Raw genomic sequence first — 17,301 nt, forward strand, 5'->3', positions numbered from 1 at the left:
GGGCGGGGGCGCGGCCGGCGGGGAGGTCCGGCCGCGGGCGTCACCGGCGGCCGGTGCCCGGGGACGCGGACCGGTGCCTCGAAGGGCGGGCCCGGCGTCCCGTGGTGGGCGAGGCGCCGGACCCGTGAGCGGGTGCCCGGGTCACTCCTTCTCGGTCACGCCCGCGGTGTCGAAGGTGGCGACCTCGTGCATGGCGCGGGCGGCGCTCTGCACCAGCGGCAGGGCGAGCAGGGCTCCGGTGCCCTCGCCGAGCCGCAGATCGAGGTCGACCAGCGGGCGCAGGCCGAGCTTGGTGAGCGCGGCGACATGGCCCGGTTCGGCGCTGCGGTGCCCGGCGATGCAGGCGGCCAGCGCCTCGGGGGCGATGGCGTGCGCGACGAGGGCGGCGGCGCCGGCGCTGACACCGTCGAGGATCACCGGTGTCCGCAGGGACGCGCCGCCGAGGATCAGTCCGACGAGGGCGGCGTGCTCCAGTCCGCCGACCGCGGCGAGGACGCCGATCGGGTCGGCCGGGTCGGGTCGGTGCAGCTCCAGCGCACGGCGGACGACATCGACCTTGCGGGCGTGCGTCTCGTCGTTGATGCCGGTGCCCCGGCCGGTGATCTCAGCGGGGTCGGTGCCGGTGTAGACACTGATCAAGGCGGCCGACGCGGTGGTGTTGGCGATGCCCATCTCGCCGGTGAGCAGCGCCTTGTTGCCGGCCGCGACGAGGTCCCTGGCGGTCTCGATTCCGGCTTCGACGGCCTTGAGCACGTCCTCCTGGGACATCGCGGGCCCGGCGGTGAAGTCGTCGGTACCGGCACGGACCTTACGGGGCAGCAGCCCGGGGGCGGCGGGCAGTTCGGCGGCGACGCCGACGTCCACGACGCACACCTCGGCGCCGACCTGGGTGGCGAAGGCGTTGCAGACCGCGCCGCCGCCCAGGAAGTTGGCGACCATCTGGCCGGTGACCTCCTGGGGCCAGGGGGTCACGCCCTGGGCGTGCACACCGTGGTCGCCCGCGAAGATCGCGACGGCGGCGGGCTCCGGGATCGGCGGCGGGCACTTGCGGGAGAGCCCGCACAGCTGCGCGGAGATGATCTCCAGCATGCCCAGCGCCCCGGCGGGCTTGGTCATCCGCTTCTGCCGCTCCCACGCCTCGCCGAGCGCCTTGGCGTCGAGCGGACGGATGCCGTGCAGCGTCTCGCGGAGCAGGTCGTGCGGGTCCTCACCGGGCAGGGCGCGGCGGCCGTAGGTCTCCTCGTGGACGACCCAGGACAGCGGGCGGCGCTCGGCCCAGCCCGCCTGCATCAGCTCCGGCTCCTCGGGGAACTCGTCGACGTAGCCGACGCAGAGGTACGCGACGACCTCCAGGTGCTCGGGCAGACCCAGTTCGGTGACCATCTGCCGCTCGTCGAAGAAGCTGACCCAGCCGACGCCGAGGCCCTCGGCGCGGGCGGCGAGCCAGAGGTTCTCGACGGCGAGCGCGGAGGAGTACGGCGCCATCTGCGGCTGGGTGTGGCGGCCGAGGGTATGACGCCCACCGCGGGTCGGGTCGGCGGTGACGACGATGTTGACCGGGGTGTCGAGGATGGCCTCGATCTTCAGCTCACGGAACTGCTTGGCCCGGCCCTTCGGCAGCGACTCGGCGTACGCCTTGCGCTGGTCGGTGGCGAGCTGATGCATCCGCTCGCGGGTCTCCGGAGAGCGGATCACGACGAAGTCCCACGGCTGGGAGTGCCCGACGCTGGGCGCGGTGTGCGCCGCCTCCAGGACGCGCAGCAGCACGTCGTTGGGGATCGGGTCCGGGCGGAAGCCGTTGCGGATGTCGCGGCGCTCGCGCATGACGCGGTGGACGGCGGCCCGTTCGGAGTCGTCGTAACCGGGCGCCGGGGGCTGCGCGGGTGCGGTGGCCTCCGGCCCGGGGGCGTCGGTGGCCGCCGCGGCGTCCTGGGGGGAGGCGGGCGCCGGGTGCTCCGGGCCGTTCGCCTCGCCGTCGGCCGGCGCCTCGCCGGGCGCGGCGGTCGCCTCGGCGGCGGGCTGCTCCGGAGCTGCGGGCGTCGGCGCGGGGACCGCCTCCGGGTGGGCCGCGGCCTCCGGGGCGCCCTGGGGCGCGGTGTCCTGGGCCGCCCCGGGCCCGTCCTGGGAGTGCGGTACGGCTTCGGGGGCGGCCGGGGGGACGGTCTGCGGCCAGCCCGCGATGGGGGTGCCGGCGGCCGGCGTCGCGGTGGCGGGCAGCGGCGCGGGCACGGGCCCGCCGGGCACGGCCGACACGGACGCGTACGGGCCCGGGGCGGGCTCCACCGGGGCCGCCTGCGGGTGGGCGGGGGCTTCGGCGGACTCGGGGACGGTGGCGTCGGCTGCGGGTCCGGCCTCGGCGGGGCCGGCCTCGGCGGGGCCGACCTCGGCGGGGCCGACCTCGGCGGGCGTCCCGGCATCGGTGGCGGGCGAGGCGTCGGCGGCGGCCTCGGCGTCGGTCGCGGGACGCGCCTCGGCGGCGGACTCCGGTCCGGTCGGTGTCTCCGGCTGCGGGGCGGCGCCCACGGGCTGCTCCTGGGCGGGCTGCTCCTGCGGGGCGTCCTGGAGCACGTCGGGGCCGGGCTGCGGACCGGCACCGTCGGCGGGCTCCGGGACGACGGCACCGGACGTGGCCGGGTCCGCCACCGCGTCCACCACGGGACCGGCGGCGGACGTGTCGGCCGGGGCCTCGGTCGCGGCGCCCTGGGCCTCGGTCGCGGCTTCGGGCTGCCCCTCGGCGCCGGGCGCCTCGGGCCGGGCGCCGGCCTCGGCCGCCCGAGCGGCCTCCTCCTGGGCAACGTCCTGCGCACCGGCCGCGGGAACGGCGGCCTCGGCGACGACGGTCCCGACGGCCTGCTCCCGGTCACCGGAGTCGGCCTGGTCATCGGAGTCGGCCTGCTCACCGGGCTCGGAGGCGACGGCCCCGGCCGCGGCGTCCGCACCCTCCGCTCCGGCCTCCGCGCCCTCGGCGCTCTCCGCGCCATCAGCGGTCTCCGCACCCTCGGCGGGCACGGCCTCCGAAGGCGCCTCACCCTCGACGGCCTCGGCTCCCCCGGCGGCGGGTACCTGCCCCGCACCGGGCTCCGGCTCGGACGGGGCGGCCTCGGCCTCTCCCGCGCCCTGCGGCTCCGGGGGCACCTGCCCCGGCCGGGCCCCGGCGTCCTCCGCCACGGCCTCCTCGGTCACGGCGGCGCCCGCCTCACCGGACGCGTCCCCCGGCGTCCCCTCGGACGCCTCGGGGGCCGTCGCCGCGGCCCCGTCCGCGCCCTCCGGCGCGGCGGACTCCGGCCCGGCGGCGACCGGAACGGTCCCGTCCACGGCCTCGGCCACCGGTACGGAAGCTCCGGCACCGTCCTGGGCACCCGGCGCACCGGCCTCCGCGGCGCCCTCGGCCGGCACATCGGCGCCCGCCTCGGCGGGCTGCGGCTCCACGCCGGGAACCGGCTGCTCCGCCTCCGCGGCGGCGGGCTGCACGAGACCGTCGGCGTTCGGCGGGACGGAAACCGGGGCGGCGCCCTCCGGCTGGGAGGTCTGCTCCTGAACCGGCTGCTCCTGCGGGACGTTCTGCGACACGGCGGCCGGGACGGCGTCCTCGGGGCCCTGCTGCGGTGCCCGGCCGCCCTCGGCGGCGGGCCCGTGCTGCGCGGACGGCTCCGCCTGGGCCGGTACGTCGCCCTGAGCCTGTGCCTCCGGGGTGCCGGGCGCCACGGCTTCGGCGGCCGACGGATCGGTCGCGGGCTGCGGGACCTGGGCGGCGCCGGGCTGCTGCGGAGCGGCCACCGGGTGGGCACCGGGCTGCGCGCCGTCCGGCGCGACCGGGACCGCGACCGCCTGGGCCGACGCCTCGCCCCACGGTGCGACCTGCGGCGGGATCTCGCCGAGCTGCGGGCCGGGCAGCGGCGCGGCGCCGGACGCGTCGTACGCGGCGGGCTGCGCCGGGGCCTGGAGCTGCGGGCCGGACTCCGCGGCGGGCGGTTCACCGGGCACCTGGCCGGGCGCCGCGGCGTACGCCTGGGGATCCTGCTGCGGAGCGGTCTCGGACTGCGGGGCGCCCGCGGTGGGGACGTCGAGGTATTCGGGGCCGACGGTGGGCGGACCGGACTGCCGGACCGGCATCGGCTGCGGCGGAGCCGCCGGGCCACGGTCGGCGAGGGAGCGGACGACGCCACCGGTGGCGTCCGGCACCGGCGGGCCCATGTGCAGCGGGCGCCGCGCGGGCTGCGGCTGCGGGGCGGCGGGACGGGGCTGACGGTCCGCCTGCTCGGTCCAGGCGCCCTGGGCGGCCGGCATCAGCAGCAGATCGTCGTCGTCGACCACCACACCGGGTCCGCCGGGGTAGCCGTACGCGTCGGTCCGCGCCGCGCCGGACTGTTCGGGAGCACCGGGGCCGGCAGGGGAGGCGGGCGCCGGCTGCCCGGCCTGCTCGCCCGCGTGCTCCGGCTGTCCCTCGCCCAGGACCTGGCCGGTGTCGGTCATGCGTACCCCTCGCCCATCGGTAAGTGCTTCTTCCACCGCTCGTGCGGCGCGCGGCCGGGGCACGCCCTCCGCCCGGTGGCGGATATGAGCGGGCACGCCTCACGGCACCTCCGCCCTCCGAGCGTCGTAGCCGGTAATCCGGATATCCAGCCAAAACCGTGGCATTTACCGGATATTGACGTACGAAGCCGAACGCGGAACGGCGGCGCAACGATCCGCCAGCCTACCCCGCGCCGGTGACGGGCCAGGTCACGGGTGAGGAACGCGATATCCACCGAGGAGGAAGACGACGGAGCGTTCGCGTTCGACCCAGGCGGAGGTGTCCAGATCGACCGATTGGAGCAGTGCGCACTCGACGTCGTAGCCGCCGTCGGCGAGGACGCGGCCGAGCGCCTCGGCCTCGTCGCGGGTCGAGGCGTGGGTGACGATCCGCTCCGGGCGGCGGGCCGCGCAGGCCGCGACGACCGGCACTCCCCCGCCGCCGATCCGGATCACGTCCGGCTCCGGCAGGTCCTCCAGCGCCTGCGGGGCGCGGCCGTGGACGACCTGGAGCTGGACGCCGTAGCGGCGGGCGACCGCGGTGGTGCGGCCGCAGGCGTCCGGGTCGGCGTCGACGGCGATGACGGCGGCACCGAACCGCGCCGCCTCCACCGCCGCGGCACCGCTGCCGCAGCCGATGTCCCACACCAGGTCGCCCAGCCGGGGGCCGAGCCGGGCGAGTTGGGCGGTGCGCAGCTGCACCGCCTCGCCCTCGCCCAGCACCCCGCCGTACGCGCCCGGCGGCAGCCCCCAGCCGCGCGGGCCGACCGGATGGCCCACGTCCTGGCCGGCGATCCAGCCGCTGGGGCGGTCCCCGGCGTCGTCGGCGCGCGCGGGGGAGCCGATGACGATGACGACGTTGGGGTCACGCCAGTCGTGGTCGGCGGCCCGGTCGGAGGTGAGGACGGTGACGCGTTCGCGGTCGGTGCCGAGCGCCTCGCAGATGACGAACGTCCGGTGCACGTCGCCCAGGAGCAGGGCGAGTTCGGCGGGGCCCGCGCCGGGGGCGGTGAGGACCGCGACCTTGGGGTGGGCACGGCAGACGTTGACGGCGCGGCGCAGGTCACGGCCGTGGGCGACGACGATCTGGGCGTCGTCCCAGGGCATCCCGGCGCGGGCGAAGGCGGCGGCGACGGCGGAGACCGCCGGGACGACCTCGACCTCCAGGCCGTACTGGGGAGCGCGCAGGGTGCGGACGACGCCGAAGAAGCCGGGGTCGCCGTCGGCGAGGACGACGGCGGTGCCGCGGTGCCGGGCGATGCGGCGGGCGGCGAGCGGGACGCTGCCGAGGCGGACGCGTTCGGCGGCGGGCGGGACCTCGGGGAGGGCGAGATGGTGCGCCGCGCCGGCCACCAGGGTCGCGGCGCCCAGCGCGGAGCGGGCGGCGGCGGTGAGCGGCGAGCCGTCCCATCCGATGACCGTGACCCGGTCGGCCATGCTTCGTCAGTCTCCTGTCGCGGGTGGTGGGGGCGGGATACGGAGCCGCCGCGTCGCAGGTGGGCGCGGGAGTGGCACCGCGAGACTACCTCCGGCGGGGCCGGGCCGCGGACCGGGACGGCGGGGCACGCCACCCGGCCGCGCCCCGCGCCGTGGCCCGCGCGCACCGGGCGCGGCCGTCCGTGGCCGGATCCGGCGGCGGTCCGGGGAGCGGGGCCGTGGCGTCCGGTCAGTTCCATCCCGGATAGGCGAAGCCGTTGGCGTCGACCTTCCGGGTGGGCACGTCGAGGTCCTCGGGGAGGAGGCTCCAGAGGATGAGGTCGGTGCGGATGTCGGCCCAGCCGCCGTCCTCGGTGCGGGTGCGGGCGATGAAGGCGTTGCGCAGCACGCCCTCGCTGATGCAGCCGATCTTCTGGGCGACCTGCTGGGAGGCGGTGTTGCCGGCCGCGGTACGCAGCTCCAGCCGCTCGAACCGCTGGTCGCCGAAGAGCCACCGGGCGACCGCGAGGGCGGCCTCGCAGGCGTAGCCCTCGCCGCGGGCCCAGGGGGCGATGACGTAGGAGAGTTCGCTGGAGCGGATCCGCCAGCTGGTGTTGCCGAGTTGGACGATGCCGACGAGGCGCTGGGTGAGGAATTCGGTGACGGCGAGGTCGATGCCGCGGCCGGAGGTGCGTTCGCCGGGTGCGCGGCGGGTGACCCAGTGGCGGGCGCGGTCCTCGGTGTAGGGCTGCGGTATTCCGGTCCAGGCGGTGACGAGTTCGTCGTTCATCATCTCGGCGAGGGCGGGGATGTCGTCCTCGTCCAAGGGGCGCAGCACCAACCGGTCCGTGCTGATGGAGATATCCGGAAAGGTGGGGTTCATGCCGCTGCTCCAACGCTGTCGACCGTAGGGCTCCGGGGAGTTACGGGTCGTTTTCGATCACTTGTCGACCTTCGTGAGTGCACCAGCATGCAGCATTCCGGCGCGGATGCGCCAAGCACGGCGGCCCGTGCGCAGCGCGGGGCTGGGCACGGGCCGCCGGCGGCGTCCGGGCGGGGTCAGCTCTTGGGCTTGCCGAAGGAGGGCAGCGCGGAGCCGTCGGTGTAGGTCTTCTCGATGTACTTCTTCACCGCGTCGGTGTTGAGGAGCTTGGCGAGCTTCTTCACGCGCGGGTCGTCCTCGTTGCCCTTCTTGACGGCGAGGAAGTTGGCGTACGGGTTGCCCTGGACCGGCTCGATGGCGAGCGCGTCCTTGGACGGCTTGAGCTTGGCGGGGATGGCGTAGTTGCCGTTGATCGCCGCGGCGTCGTAGTCCGGGAGGGAGGAGGGCAGCGTCTCGGCCTTGGCCTCCTGGAACTTCAGGCCCTTGGCGTCCTTGACGTCGTTGAGACCGGGGTTGTCGGCGTTGTCGTCCTTGAGGGTGATCAGGCCCTTGGACGCGAGGAGCTTGAGGGCGCGGCCCTGGTTGCTGGGGTCGTTGGGCAGGCCGATGACGCTGCCGGAGCCCAGCTCGGAGAGCTTGGTGTGCTTCTTGGAGTACAGGCCCATCGGCTCCAGGTGGACGTTGACCACCGGGACGATGTGGCCGCCCTCCTTCTTGTTGTACTCGTCGAGGTACTCCTTGTGCTGGAAGTAGTTGGCGTCCAGCTCCCCGTTCTCGGTGGCGGGGTTGACGAGCGTGTAGTCCTCGAAGGTGCGGACGTTGAGCTTCAGTCCCTCCTTCGCGGCCAGGTTCTTCTTGACGAAGTCGAGGATCTGGCCCTGCGGGACGGAGGTGGCGCCGACCGTGAGGGGCGCGTTGACGTCGCCCTTCTTGGTGGTCTCCGGGTCGGAGGGGGCGCTGCACGCGCCGAGCCCGAGGGTGAGGGCGGCGGCGGCCGCGACCGCCCCGGTGAGCTTGATGACGTTACGCACGAAGAGTGCCTTTCTCATGGGTCCCGCACGACGCGCGGGGCTTCGGCCGTCCGGCAAAGGGTCCGGACCGGGGGAATCACAGAAGGTGGGCGTTGTTCCGGTCGATCCGCTCGCTCGCCTTGCGCGGGCGGGGCAGGCGCAGCCCCCGGCGGGGGGCGTCGGCGCGCGAGGAGCGGCGGGACAGGGCGCGTACCGCGAGGTCGCCGATGAGCTGGACGGCGGTGACGATCACGATGATCAGGACCACCGTGACGATCATGAAGCGGGTGTCGAAGCGCTGCTGGCCGTAGGTGATGGCCACGCTGCCCAGACCGCCCGCGCCGAGGGCGCCGGCCATCGCGGAGTAGCTGATGACGGTGATGACGGTGTTGGTCAGACCGGCCACGAGCGAGGGCATCGCCTGCGGCAGCAGGACCTTGAAGACGATGGTCCAGGTGCCACCGCCCATCGACTGGACGGCCTCGATCAGTCCGCCGTCCACCTCGCGTACCGCGGTCTCCACCAGGCGGGCGAAGAACGGGATGGCGCCGATGGCGAGCGGGACGACCGCGGCGCTGGGGCCGATGGAGGTGCCGATCACGAAGCGGGTGAACGGGATCAGGGCGATCATCAGGATGATGAAGGGCAGCGACCGCCCGATGTTCACCACGATGCTGATGACCTTGTTGACGGCGGCGTTGCTGAGCTGGCCGCCGCGTTCGGTGAGGACCAGCAGGACGCCGAGCGGCAGTCCGCCGACGACCGCCCAGACGGTCGCCCACCACACCATGAAGAAGGTGTCGAGGCACGCGTTGTACAGCAGCGGCTGCATGTCGTTCCAGCTCACTTGGCGGCGTCCTTCCGGAGCGTGGTGGCGGGCGCGGTGGCTGCGGCGGGGGCGTCGGCGATGTCCGCGATGTCCGCGACATCGACCTGGAGTCCTTGTTCGCGGAGGAAGCCGATGGGGACGACGTTCTCCTCGAAGGGGCCGGGCAGTTCGATCCGCATCCGGCCGATCTGCTTGCCGCCGACGGTGTCCATCGCGGCGCCGAGGATCGAGATGTCGACGTTGTAGGTGCGCGACAGCTCGGAGATGACCGGGCGGGTGGCGGCGGAGCCGTGGAAGGTGACGTCGACGACGGTGCGGCCCGCCCCGGAGGGTTCGCCGCCCACGGGGAAGAGTTCACGGGCGAGTTCGGAGCCGGGGGTGGCGAGGAGCCCTGCGACGGTGCCGGACTCGATGACGCGGCCGCCCTTCATCAGCGCGGCGGAGTCGCAGATCGTCTTGACGACGTCCATCTCGTGGGTGATGAGGACGATGGTCAGGCCGAGCTGCCGGTTGAGGTCGCGCAGCAGCTGGAGGATGGAGCGGGTGGTCTCCGGGTCCAGGGCGCTGGTCGCCTCGTCGGAGAGGAGGACCTTGGGGTCGCCGGCCAGGGCGCGGGCGATACCGACGCGCTGCTTCTGGCCGCCGGAGAGCTGCGCCGGGTACGCCTTGGCCTTGTCGGCGAGGCCCACCAGGTCGAGGAGTTCGAGCGCCTTGCGGGAGCGTTCGCGGCGGTCGGCCTTGAGGATTTCCAGCGGCAGTTCGACGTTGTCCTGGACGGTGCGCGAGGACAGCAGGTTGAAGTGCTGGAAGACCATGCCGATGTGGCTGCGGGCGGCGCGCAGGGCGGCGCCCGCCCGTTCCTTGCGTCCGGCGAGTGCGGTCAGGTCGGTCCCGGCGACGGTGACCGTGCCGGAGGTGGGCCGCTCCAGGAGGTTGAGGCAGCGGATCAGGGTGGACTTGCCGGCGCCGCTCTGGCCGAGGACGCCGTAGACCTCACCCTCGCGGACGTGCAGGTCGACGCCGTCCAGCGCGGTGACTTCGCGGTCTCCTGAGCGGTAGACCTTGGTCAGGCCCGTTGTGGTGATCACAGGGAATTCCGTCACTGTCGAGTGCCCGGCGGCTGACCGCCGGACACGGGGCATTCTTTCGCGGCATGGGAAACCGGGGACCTGAAAGACGCCGAAGAGCGGGCTTCGGGCTCCGGTGACGCGGGGTGGCCGGTTCCGTGGGGACGGACACTTTCGGCTCATGGCAGCAGGTCTCGCTTCGGGGCGCGAGGCTCAGGCGGGGGCCCTCAGCGGTCACACATTCGACACATGCAACGAGCACCGGGCGTCGTCATCGCCTCGGTCGCAGGGGTGCGGCTGCTCGTCGTGGTCATGGCGGCAAGTAAACCAGACAAGCGTCTTAGCCGAGCCACTGTGTCCGAATAGCGGACATCGGATGTCGGAGCGTGGACGGCCCCCGAGCGGGCGCGCCCGCCCCGCCGCTCCGCTCCCCGCCCGCGCGGCCTGCGCGAACGCGCGCGCACGGGCCCGCGTGGGCGATTCGTCCGCACGGTACGGATCGGACGCGTGTGGCCAACGCCACGGCGGGTCCCGCGGACGTACGGCGGGAGGGCCGGTCCCGGCCGTCCGGGAGCCGGGAGCGGCGGCCCCGGAACGGGCCATGTCCGGCCCGCGCCCCGCTCCCCCGCCACCGGACCGCACGCCGCCGCGCCCGCCCGGCGCCGCCCCTCCCCGTCGCCGCGCCGGGCCCGGGGGCGATCGTCCGGTACGGGCCGATTAGCATCGCCTCATGCCCCACAACCCCACGGTGCGCCGCCGTGCCGCGCGGAGGTCCCGGTGATCGACGCCCTGACGATCGCGGTCGGTGTGACCGCTCTCGCCCTGGCCGCCTGGTGCGGTTTCGCCGCGTACCGCGACGAGCCGACGAAGGACTGGCACTTCATCGGTATGGCCGTCGTCTCCCTCCTCGGGATCGTGCAACTCGTCGTCGGCCTCGTGCAGTTGGCGGGCGGGCACTCCCCCGCCAAGGGCACCGCGCTCTTCCTCGCCTATCTGATCGGCGCGGCGGCGTGTGTACCGGGCACCGGCTTCATGTCGCTGTCGGAGCGCACCCGCTGGGGCTCGGCCACCGTCGCGGCGGGCGCCGTGGTGCTGGCCGTGCTGGAGGTCCGGCTTTTCGACATCTGGGGAGGCAGCCATGGCTGAGTCCGCGAAGACCGCCGCGCAGGACACCGCCGCGGTGGACGGCCGCCGCTCGCTGGGCACCGGCCCCGGGCGGCTGCTGGTCGCGCTCTACGGCATCTTCACCGTGGCCGCCGCGTCCCGTTCGCTGTACCAGCTGATCGCGCAGTTCCACGTGGCGCCGCTGGCCTACTCGCTCTCCGCCGTCTCCGCGGTGGTCTACGGCTTCATCACCTTCTCGCTGGTGCGCGGCGGTGAGGGCGCCCGCCGGGCGGCGCTGGTCTGCTGTGCGCTGGAGCTGCTGGGCGTCCTCGGCGTCGGCACCTGGACGCTGGCCGATCCGGCCGCCTTCCCCGACGCCACGGTCTGGTCGGACTACGGCATGGGCTACCTCTTCATCCCGATCATCCTGCCGGTGACCGGTCTGCTCTGGCTGCGGCGGTCGCGTACGGCCTGACCTGCGGGTACGGCCGTGCCGCGGGGCCTTGAGGGGTGCGGCCCCGCGGCGCGTGGCCGCTAGGCGCCGGTGGCGTACGCCGGCTTCTCCAGCGTGACGCGGCCCAGCCGGCGGCCGGTCTCCTCGGTGGCGACGGGGGCGTAGCCGTGGCTGCGGTAGAGGCGCAGCCCGCCGTCGCCGCGGTGGCCAGCGAGGAGGCGGTAGCGGGTGGCGGCGCGTTCGGCGCTCAGGCGCGCCTCGACGGCGGCGAGCAACCGGCCGCCGAGCCCGTGCCGTTGCAGCCGCGGATGGACGATGAGCTTGCCGATACGGGCGGTGCCGTCGGCGTCGACGGTGCCGCGGGCCGAGCCGACCACCTCGTCCCCGAGGCGGGCGACGACCACACAGCCGGTGGCGAGTTCCTCCCGGAGCCCGGCCAGGGTCTGGGTGAGCGGTTCGATGCCGTAGTCGTCGTACAGCGCCGCTTCGGGCTGGTAGCAGAGGTACTGGAGTTTGAGGATCTGCTCGGCGTCCTGGTCGGTCGCCGCAGAGATGGTCACGCTCGTGCCCATGCGCGTCTGCCTCCCCTTCTCGGTTCGCGGTGTCCGGACGCCATGAGGGTGACGGCGGCGCCCGGAACGGTGGCCCTGACCGGCGGCGCCCGGCAGACGCCACCGCTCCGGCGTGGCCGCCGCCGGTGCTCTCCGGGACTCCCCGGAAAGTACCGGCGGCAATCGCGCCGTGAGGGCCTGTCACCTCACACTCCCGCCACCGCGCGGAGGCGGGGCGGACGGGTGGGGCGACAGGCCCTGGCATTCTGCGGGCCCGGCACCGCCACCGGAACGGAACCGCCCACCGCTGTGACATTCCCGACGCCGCCCGCCCCGGGGAGCGGGGCGGGCGGCGGCCGGATCAGGCCCGGCGGAACTCCTCGGCCACCAGCAGCGCGGTGTCCGGGTTGTCGGAGAACATCCCGTCGAGACCGGCCGCCAGGCAGGCCCGGAAGTAGCCGCGGGCGTCGCCGTAGGCGTCCGGGTCGGTGCCGCGGCGGAAGTCGGTCGGCAGGAAGGTGTTCTCGTTACGGCCGGTGTAGGGGTGCAGGACCAGACCGGCGGCGTGCGCGTCCTTGACGAGCGGGGTGGGCGGGCCGGACCGCCCGTCCGCGTCCCGGGGGATGATCTGGTCCAGCGCCGGGCCGATGCCCTGGGCGAAGCCGGCGATCCAGCGCAGCCCCTCGGGCTTGATCAGGTCGGCGACGGTGCGCGGGTCACCGGACTCGACGAAGTCCCACGGCCGGGTGTCGGGCGCGTCCAGCAGGACGACCTTGGGGCAGTCCACCAGCTTGCCCAGCCGCTGGATGCTGTCCGGCTCGAACGACTGGAGGAAGTTCGCCGAGGTGCGGCGGTGGCGTCCGTACGCGCGCAGCGCCTTGGCGAGCCGCTCCTCCAGACCGAGGCCCAGCTTGCGGAAGTAGGTGGGGTGCTTGGTCTCGATGTGGAGCCAGACACGGCGGCCCCGGCGGCGGCCCTCGCGGTCGGCCCAGCGCAGCACCTCGTCGAAGGTGGGCACCTCCCACACGCCGTCGTAGAGCGTGTTGTGCTGGCGGGTCTGCGGGATGCGCTCCTTGGCGCGGAGGGTCTTCAGTTCGGCGAGGGTGAAGTCCTCGGTGAACCAGCCGGTGAGCTTGACCCCGTCGACGGTCTTGGTGGTCTTGCGGTCGGCGAACTCGGGGTGCGCGGAGACGTCGGTGGTCGCCGTGATGTCGTTCTCGTGGCGGCAGACGAGGTGGCCGTCCTTGGTGGGGACGAGGTCCTGCTCGATGACGTCGGCGCCCATGTCCAGGGCGAGTTGGTAGGAGCCGAGGGTGTGCTCCGGGCGGTAGCCGCTGGCGCCGCGGTGGCCGACGATCAGCGGGACGGGCAGTTCACCGCCGTGGCCCCGGCGGCCGGTCGCCGCCGCGGTCGTCGTGGCCCCGGCGCGGTCCGCCGCCCCGGCCGGCCCTGCGGCGCCGAGCACCGCCGCGCTCGCGCCGAGGGCCGCGGCGGCCCCCAGAATCCTGCGCCGTCCCGGCTGCTGCCCCTGGTGCATCCCCGCTCCTTGCTCTCGTTCGTGTGATCAGCCGCCCCGGCGCCGTGGGGTGATCGCCGGGCGGCCGGTCGATCGTATGCACGACCGGGGGTGTTCGGGGAGACGTGCGGAGGATTCCGGGAGAACATGGCGCAGACGGGGGCCAACTGCGCATGGCGACCGGATGAACCCGGTGTGCGACCGTAGGTGACTCGCGAGTATCGTCCTGTAGCCGCAGCTCCGTCGTTCCCCTGTCACCGCCGACCCGTCACGCCCGGAGGGCCCGTTGTCCCGCATTCTGCTGAAGGCGATTCTCGGATTCGTCATGCGTGTCCTGTACCGCCCCACGGTCGAGGGCGTGGAGCGCATCCCGGAGACCGGCCCGGTGATCCTGGCCGGCAATCACGTCACGTTCATCGACTCGCTGTTCCTGAGCCTGGTCGTGAAGCGGCCGGTGTACTTCATCGGCAAGGACGCGTACGTCACCGGCAAGGGGCTCAAGGGCCGGGCGATGGCGTGGTTCTTCCGCAGCTCCGGGATGATCCCGGTGGACCGCGACGGCGGGCGCGGCGGGGTCGCCGCGCTGATGACCGGCCGCCGGGTCCTGGAGCAGGGCCACGCGTTCGGCATCTACCCGGAGGGCACCCGCTCCCCCGACGGCCGTCTCTACCGCGGCCGTACCGGCATCGCCCGGCTGACGCTGATGACCGGCGCGCCCGTCGTCCCGTTCGCGATGATCGGCACGGACAAGGTGCAGCCCGGCGGCAAGGGCGTGCCGCGCATCGCCAAGGTGACGGTCCGCTTCGGTGAGCCGCTGGACTTCTCCCGCTACGACGGTATGGACCGCGACCGCTACGTCCTGCGGGCCGTCACCGACGAGGTGATGAGCGACGTGATGGAGCTGTCCGGCCAGGAGTACGTGGACGTGTACGCGACGAAGGCGCGCGCCGCCTGACCCACGGACCGCACGACGGGCCGCATCCCCGGTGGGGGGTGCGGCCCGTCGCCGTGTGCGCGGGTCAGCAGGGGACGCGGTAGCCGCCGCGCTGTCCCTCCGGGCCGCCGGTGCGGGCGGTGCGCAGGGCCGCCTCGGGGCGCGGTACCTCGGTGCCGTCGGCCAGGAGCGGCCGGGGGCTTTCGGTGACGGTGCCGGTGCGGGCGCCGGGCGCGGTGGCGTTCTTCACCCGGACCCGGTCGGTGGCGGCGGGGGTGAGCCGCTCGCGCTGCCGGACGAAGGCGACGAAGCTCTCGAAGTCGCGGGTGTGGCGCACCGGTTCGGTGAAGCCGAGGAAGGCGCTGAAGCCGTCCTGGTTGATGAGGGTGTACGAGGGCGCGGCGAGCCGGTAGGTGCGCTTCTCGTCGAGGGGCCTGCCGTCGATGAGGACCTCGGCCGGGTCGACGCGTTTGCCGACCGGGCCGGTGGCGTCGAAGGTGTAGCGGACGTTGCCGGAGACGGCGAGCGGCGCGAAGCCGAGGGTGCCGCCGGAGGCCGGGGCCCACTGTTCCTCCAGGGCGTCGTGGAGCTGACGCCCGGTGACGGTGACGGTCATGATCGGGTCGCCGAAGCCGACGGCGTTCCAGGCGTCGCCGAAGGTGACGGTGCCGTCGCCTTCGGCGTCGCGGATCAGGTCGGCGGCGATGATCGCCTGGCCCTGGCGGGGCGCGACGGCGATGAGGGCGAGGTCGGCGGGGGTGTTGGCGGGGCCGCCCGGGTCGGCCATCGGGTCCAGGGGCTGCTGTCCGGCCCACAGCGCCCAGTCGGCGACGAGGTTGCCCATGGTGGACTCCCCGGTGCTCTTGCGGGTGCGGGTGAAGGACGCGGTCTGGGTGGCGAGCGGGGTGGCGGCGCGGCGGGTGCCGTATCCGGCCCAGTAGTCGGCGATCTCCCGGAGGACGGGGTCGGGGGTGATGTCGCGGGTGTTGGGGTGGTTGGTCGTGGTGGTCAGTTCGCGGACGACCTCGCCGGTGGTGCGGTCGAGCCGGAGGGTGATCTCGTTGATCAGCTGGCCGTAGCAGCCCGCCTCGACGAACGGGCGGGGGCGGCCCGACGGGTCGGGCAGCATCATCGAGAAGGCGCAGTGCCAGTGTCCGGTGACGATGGCGTCGATGTCCGGCGAGACGCGCAGGGCGAGTTCGTAGGCGGGCCCCGAGGGGTTGGTGCCGCTGTTGAAGTCGGAGCCGGCGACGGCGCCGTCGTGCATGCTCAGGACGAGGGCGTGGACACCTTTGGCCTTGAGTTCGGCGGCGCAGCGGTTGGCGGTCTCCAGCTCGTCGAGGGTGCGCAGTCCGGGCTGGTAGGAGCCGGGGAACGACTCGGTGCCGACGGCGGTGAGGTGGATGAAGCCGATCGGCAGCGTACGGCCGCCGCCCGCGTCGACGTGCACGATGTTGTACGGCGGCAGGACGGTCTTCCCGGTGTCGGCGTGGGTGACGTTGGCGCTGTAGTAGGGGAAGTCGGCGCCCTTGAAGCGGGTGCCGGTGGAGTCCTTGAAGGCGTCGTCGCGGCCCACGACCGGGTAGGGCTGGCCACCGGCCATGTGGGTGGTGAGGTACCGGGCCGATTTGTCGAACTCGTGGTTCCCGGCGGACGCGAAGTCCAGGCCCATGGCGTTGAGCGCCTCGATGGTGGGCTCGTCGGCAAGGGAGGCGGTGTCGAACTCCCAGCCGGAGAAGAGGTCCCCGGGGGCGAAGAAGACGGAGTTGGTGTGCCCGGCGCGCAGCGCGGCGAGGTGGGCGGCCATGTAGGGGACGCCGCCGACGGTGTATCTGCGGCCGCCCGCGCCGGTGATGACGGAGTATCCGCCGGGCGCGGCCTGGAGGTAGCCGTGCAGGTCGGTGATGTTGAGGAGCTGGACGTCGACGTACTCGGTGGCGGTGGCCGCGTCGCGGGCGTGGCCGGTGGCGTAGGTGGGCGTGGCGAGGGCGCCGGTGGTGGCCAGCGCTCCGGCCGCGGTGAGGAAGGAACGTCGTCCGATCTCGCGCACTGCGTCACTCTCCTGGGAGTCCCGGGCGGATGGGAACGGACGGAGAGTCAAGCGGGCGGGGCGGGCGCGCCGATCTCCGCGACGCGACGCGGACGTGAACGGGCGGCGGACATCGGCTTGCCGGCCACCGGTACGCCCGGCGCGCCGTGGCGATCATGGGGGCGGCCCGCCCGCGCCCCGCCCCCGACACGCCCCGCCGCCCCCCGCCACGTCCCCCGTCCGCACCCAAACCGGACGGCCGGGAAAGTACGGGGCGGGACGCGGGGCAGCGGACCGTACGGGCGTGAGCTCAGGGCGTACGGGGTTCGGCCCCCGGCGGGCCTACGGGAGCGGGAGCGCGGCCTTTTTCCGAGCGGTGCGGCGGGGGGCCGGGCGGTGCGGGAGCCGGGTCAGCGGACGACGTCGAACACGTTCTTCTGCACGCCGTTGGCGTACGCCTCGTGCTCGACCAGCTTCAGCTTCTGGGCGTCCTTGTCCGTGGCGCTGAACAGGCGCTTGCCCGCGCCGAGCAGCAGCGGGAAGACGAGCAGGTGGTACCGGTCGATCAGGCCGGCGTCCGAGAGGCTCCGGTTCAAGGAGGCGCTGCCGTGGACGATGACCGGGCCGCCCTCGGTCTCCTTCAGGGCGGCGACATCGTCGAGTGAGCGCAGGATCGTCGTCTCGCCCCAGTTCGTCACCAGGTCGTCCTCGGTGAGGGTGGTGGAGACGACGTACTTCGGCATCACCTTGTAGTCGGCGAAGTCCGCCATGTCCGGCCACACCGGGCTGAACGCCTGGTAGCTGACCCGGCCCAGCAGAATCGCCGCGGCTTCCTTCTGCTCGCGGCCCTTGATGCCGAACGCCTCGGGGAGGAACTCGATGTCGTTGACGGTCCAGCCGGAGTTCCGGTAGCCGGGCTCGCCGCCCGGGGCCTCCACGACGCCGTCGAGCGAGATGAAGGCCGTGCTGATCAAGGTGCGCATCCAGGGTTCCTCG

Annotated in this window: 13 protein-coding genes; 3 read left to right on the forward strand and 10 right to left on the reverse strand. The window is 74.1% G+C overall.

Features of this window, described 5'->3' with window-relative positions; translation table 11 throughout:
* Nucleotides 1-141: 141 nt before the first annotated feature.
* From cobT to ACZ4M8_RS15430, 6 genes are all read right to left on the reverse strand, one after another.
* A complete protein-coding gene (gene cobT, locus ACZ4M8_RS15405) occupies nucleotides 142-4,473 on the reverse strand; it encodes a nicotinate-nucleotide--dimethylbenzimidazole phosphoribosyltransferase (RefSeq protein ID WP_467607228.1) in 4,332 nt (1,443 codons plus the stop codon).
* A gap of 249 nt (nucleotides 4,474-4,722) precedes the next feature.
* Nucleotides 4,723-5,949 (reverse strand): precorrin-6y C5,15-methyltransferase (decarboxylating) subunit CbiE, encoded by a 1,227-nt coding sequence (gene cbiE / locus ACZ4M8_RS15410; RefSeq protein WP_467607230.1) that lies wholly within the window; start codon nucleotides 5,947-5,949, stop codon nucleotides 4,723-4,725.
* A 229-nt stretch (nucleotides 5,950-6,178) separates the two neighbouring features.
* A complete protein-coding gene (locus tag ACZ4M8_RS15415; RefSeq protein ID WP_467607233.1) occupies nucleotides 6,179-6,811 on the reverse strand; it encodes a GNAT family N-acetyltransferase in 633 nt (210 codons plus the stop codon).
* A 176-nt stretch (nucleotides 6,812-6,987) separates the two neighbouring features.
* On the reverse strand, nucleotides 6,988-7,842 hold the full coding sequence (locus ACZ4M8_RS15420) for a MetQ/NlpA family ABC transporter substrate-binding protein (protein ID WP_467607236.1): 855 nt from the start codon (nucleotides 7,840-7,842) through the stop codon (nucleotides 6,988-6,990).
* Between the two features lie 76 nt (nucleotides 7,843-7,918).
* The gene (locus ACZ4M8_RS15425; protein WP_467607239.1) at nucleotides 7,919-8,668 is read right to left on the reverse strand and encodes a methionine ABC transporter permease; all 750 of its coding nucleotides are present in this window, start codon (nucleotides 8,666-8,668) and stop codon (nucleotides 7,919-7,921) included.
* Complete coding sequence (locus ACZ4M8_RS15430) at nucleotides 8,665-9,738, reverse strand: methionine ABC transporter ATP-binding protein (RefSeq protein ID WP_467607241.1); 1,074 nt, start codon at nucleotides 9,736-9,738, stop codon at nucleotides 8,665-8,667. Before ACZ4M8_RS15430 ends, ACZ4M8_RS15425 begins: the two co-directional genes overlap by 4 nt.
* Before the next feature lie 756 nt (nucleotides 9,739-10,494).
* On the opposite strand from ACZ4M8_RS15430, the gene ACZ4M8_RS15435 reads away from it, so the two are divergent.
* Together ACZ4M8_RS15435 and ACZ4M8_RS15440 are read left to right on the forward strand one after the other, a co-directional pair.
* Nucleotides 10,495-10,863 (forward strand): hypothetical protein, encoded by a 369-nt coding sequence (locus ACZ4M8_RS15435; RefSeq protein ID WP_467607244.1) that lies wholly within the window; start codon nucleotides 10,495-10,497, stop codon nucleotides 10,861-10,863.
* On the forward strand, nucleotides 10,856-11,296 hold the full coding sequence (locus tag ACZ4M8_RS15440) for a hypothetical protein (RefSeq protein WP_467607246.1): 441 nt from the start codon (nucleotides 10,856-10,858) through the stop codon (nucleotides 11,294-11,296). The genes ACZ4M8_RS15435 and ACZ4M8_RS15440 overlap by 8 nt, the downstream gene beginning before the upstream one ends.
* 59 nt (nucleotides 11,297-11,355) lie before the next feature.
* Here ACZ4M8_RS15440 and ACZ4M8_RS15445 read toward each other — a convergent pair whose 3' ends face one another.
* Complete coding sequence (locus ACZ4M8_RS15445) at nucleotides 11,356-11,847, reverse strand: GNAT family N-acetyltransferase (protein WP_467607249.1); 492 nt, start codon at nucleotides 11,845-11,847, stop codon at nucleotides 11,356-11,358.
* A 340-nt stretch (nucleotides 11,848-12,187) separates the two neighbouring features.
* The gene (locus ACZ4M8_RS15450) at nucleotides 12,188-13,363 is read right to left on the reverse strand and encodes a glycerophosphodiester phosphodiesterase (protein ID WP_467607252.1); all 1,176 of its coding nucleotides are present in this window, start codon (nucleotides 13,361-13,363) and stop codon (nucleotides 12,188-12,190) included.
* 265 nt (nucleotides 13,364-13,628) lie between these two features.
* Between ACZ4M8_RS15450 and ACZ4M8_RS15455 the strand changes: the two genes are divergently transcribed.
* Entirely contained in the window at nucleotides 13,629-14,297 is a 669-nt protein-coding gene (locus ACZ4M8_RS15455) for a lysophospholipid acyltransferase family protein (RefSeq protein ID WP_399093666.1), read from the forward strand.
* Between the two features lie 64 nt (nucleotides 14,298-14,361).
* Here the strand turns inward: ACZ4M8_RS15455 and ACZ4M8_RS15460 are convergent, their stop codons facing one another.
* Nucleotides 14,362-16,326 (reverse strand): bifunctional metallophosphatase/5'-nucleotidase, encoded by a 1,965-nt coding sequence (locus tag ACZ4M8_RS15460; RefSeq protein WP_467607254.1) that lies wholly within the window; start codon nucleotides 16,324-16,326, stop codon nucleotides 14,362-14,364.
* Nucleotides 16,327-16,715: 389 nt separating this feature from the next.
* Nucleotides 16,716-17,288 carry a dihydrofolate reductase family protein gene (locus ACZ4M8_RS15465; protein ID WP_467607257.1) on the reverse strand — a complete coding sequence of 191 codons (573 nt, stop codon included), beginning with the start codon at nucleotides 17,286-17,288 and terminating at the stop codon, nucleotides 16,716-16,718.
* Nucleotides 17,289-17,301 lie beyond the last annotated feature (13 nt).

The sequence above is a fragment of the Streptomyces sp. NPDC027185 genome, assembly GCF_055567035.1.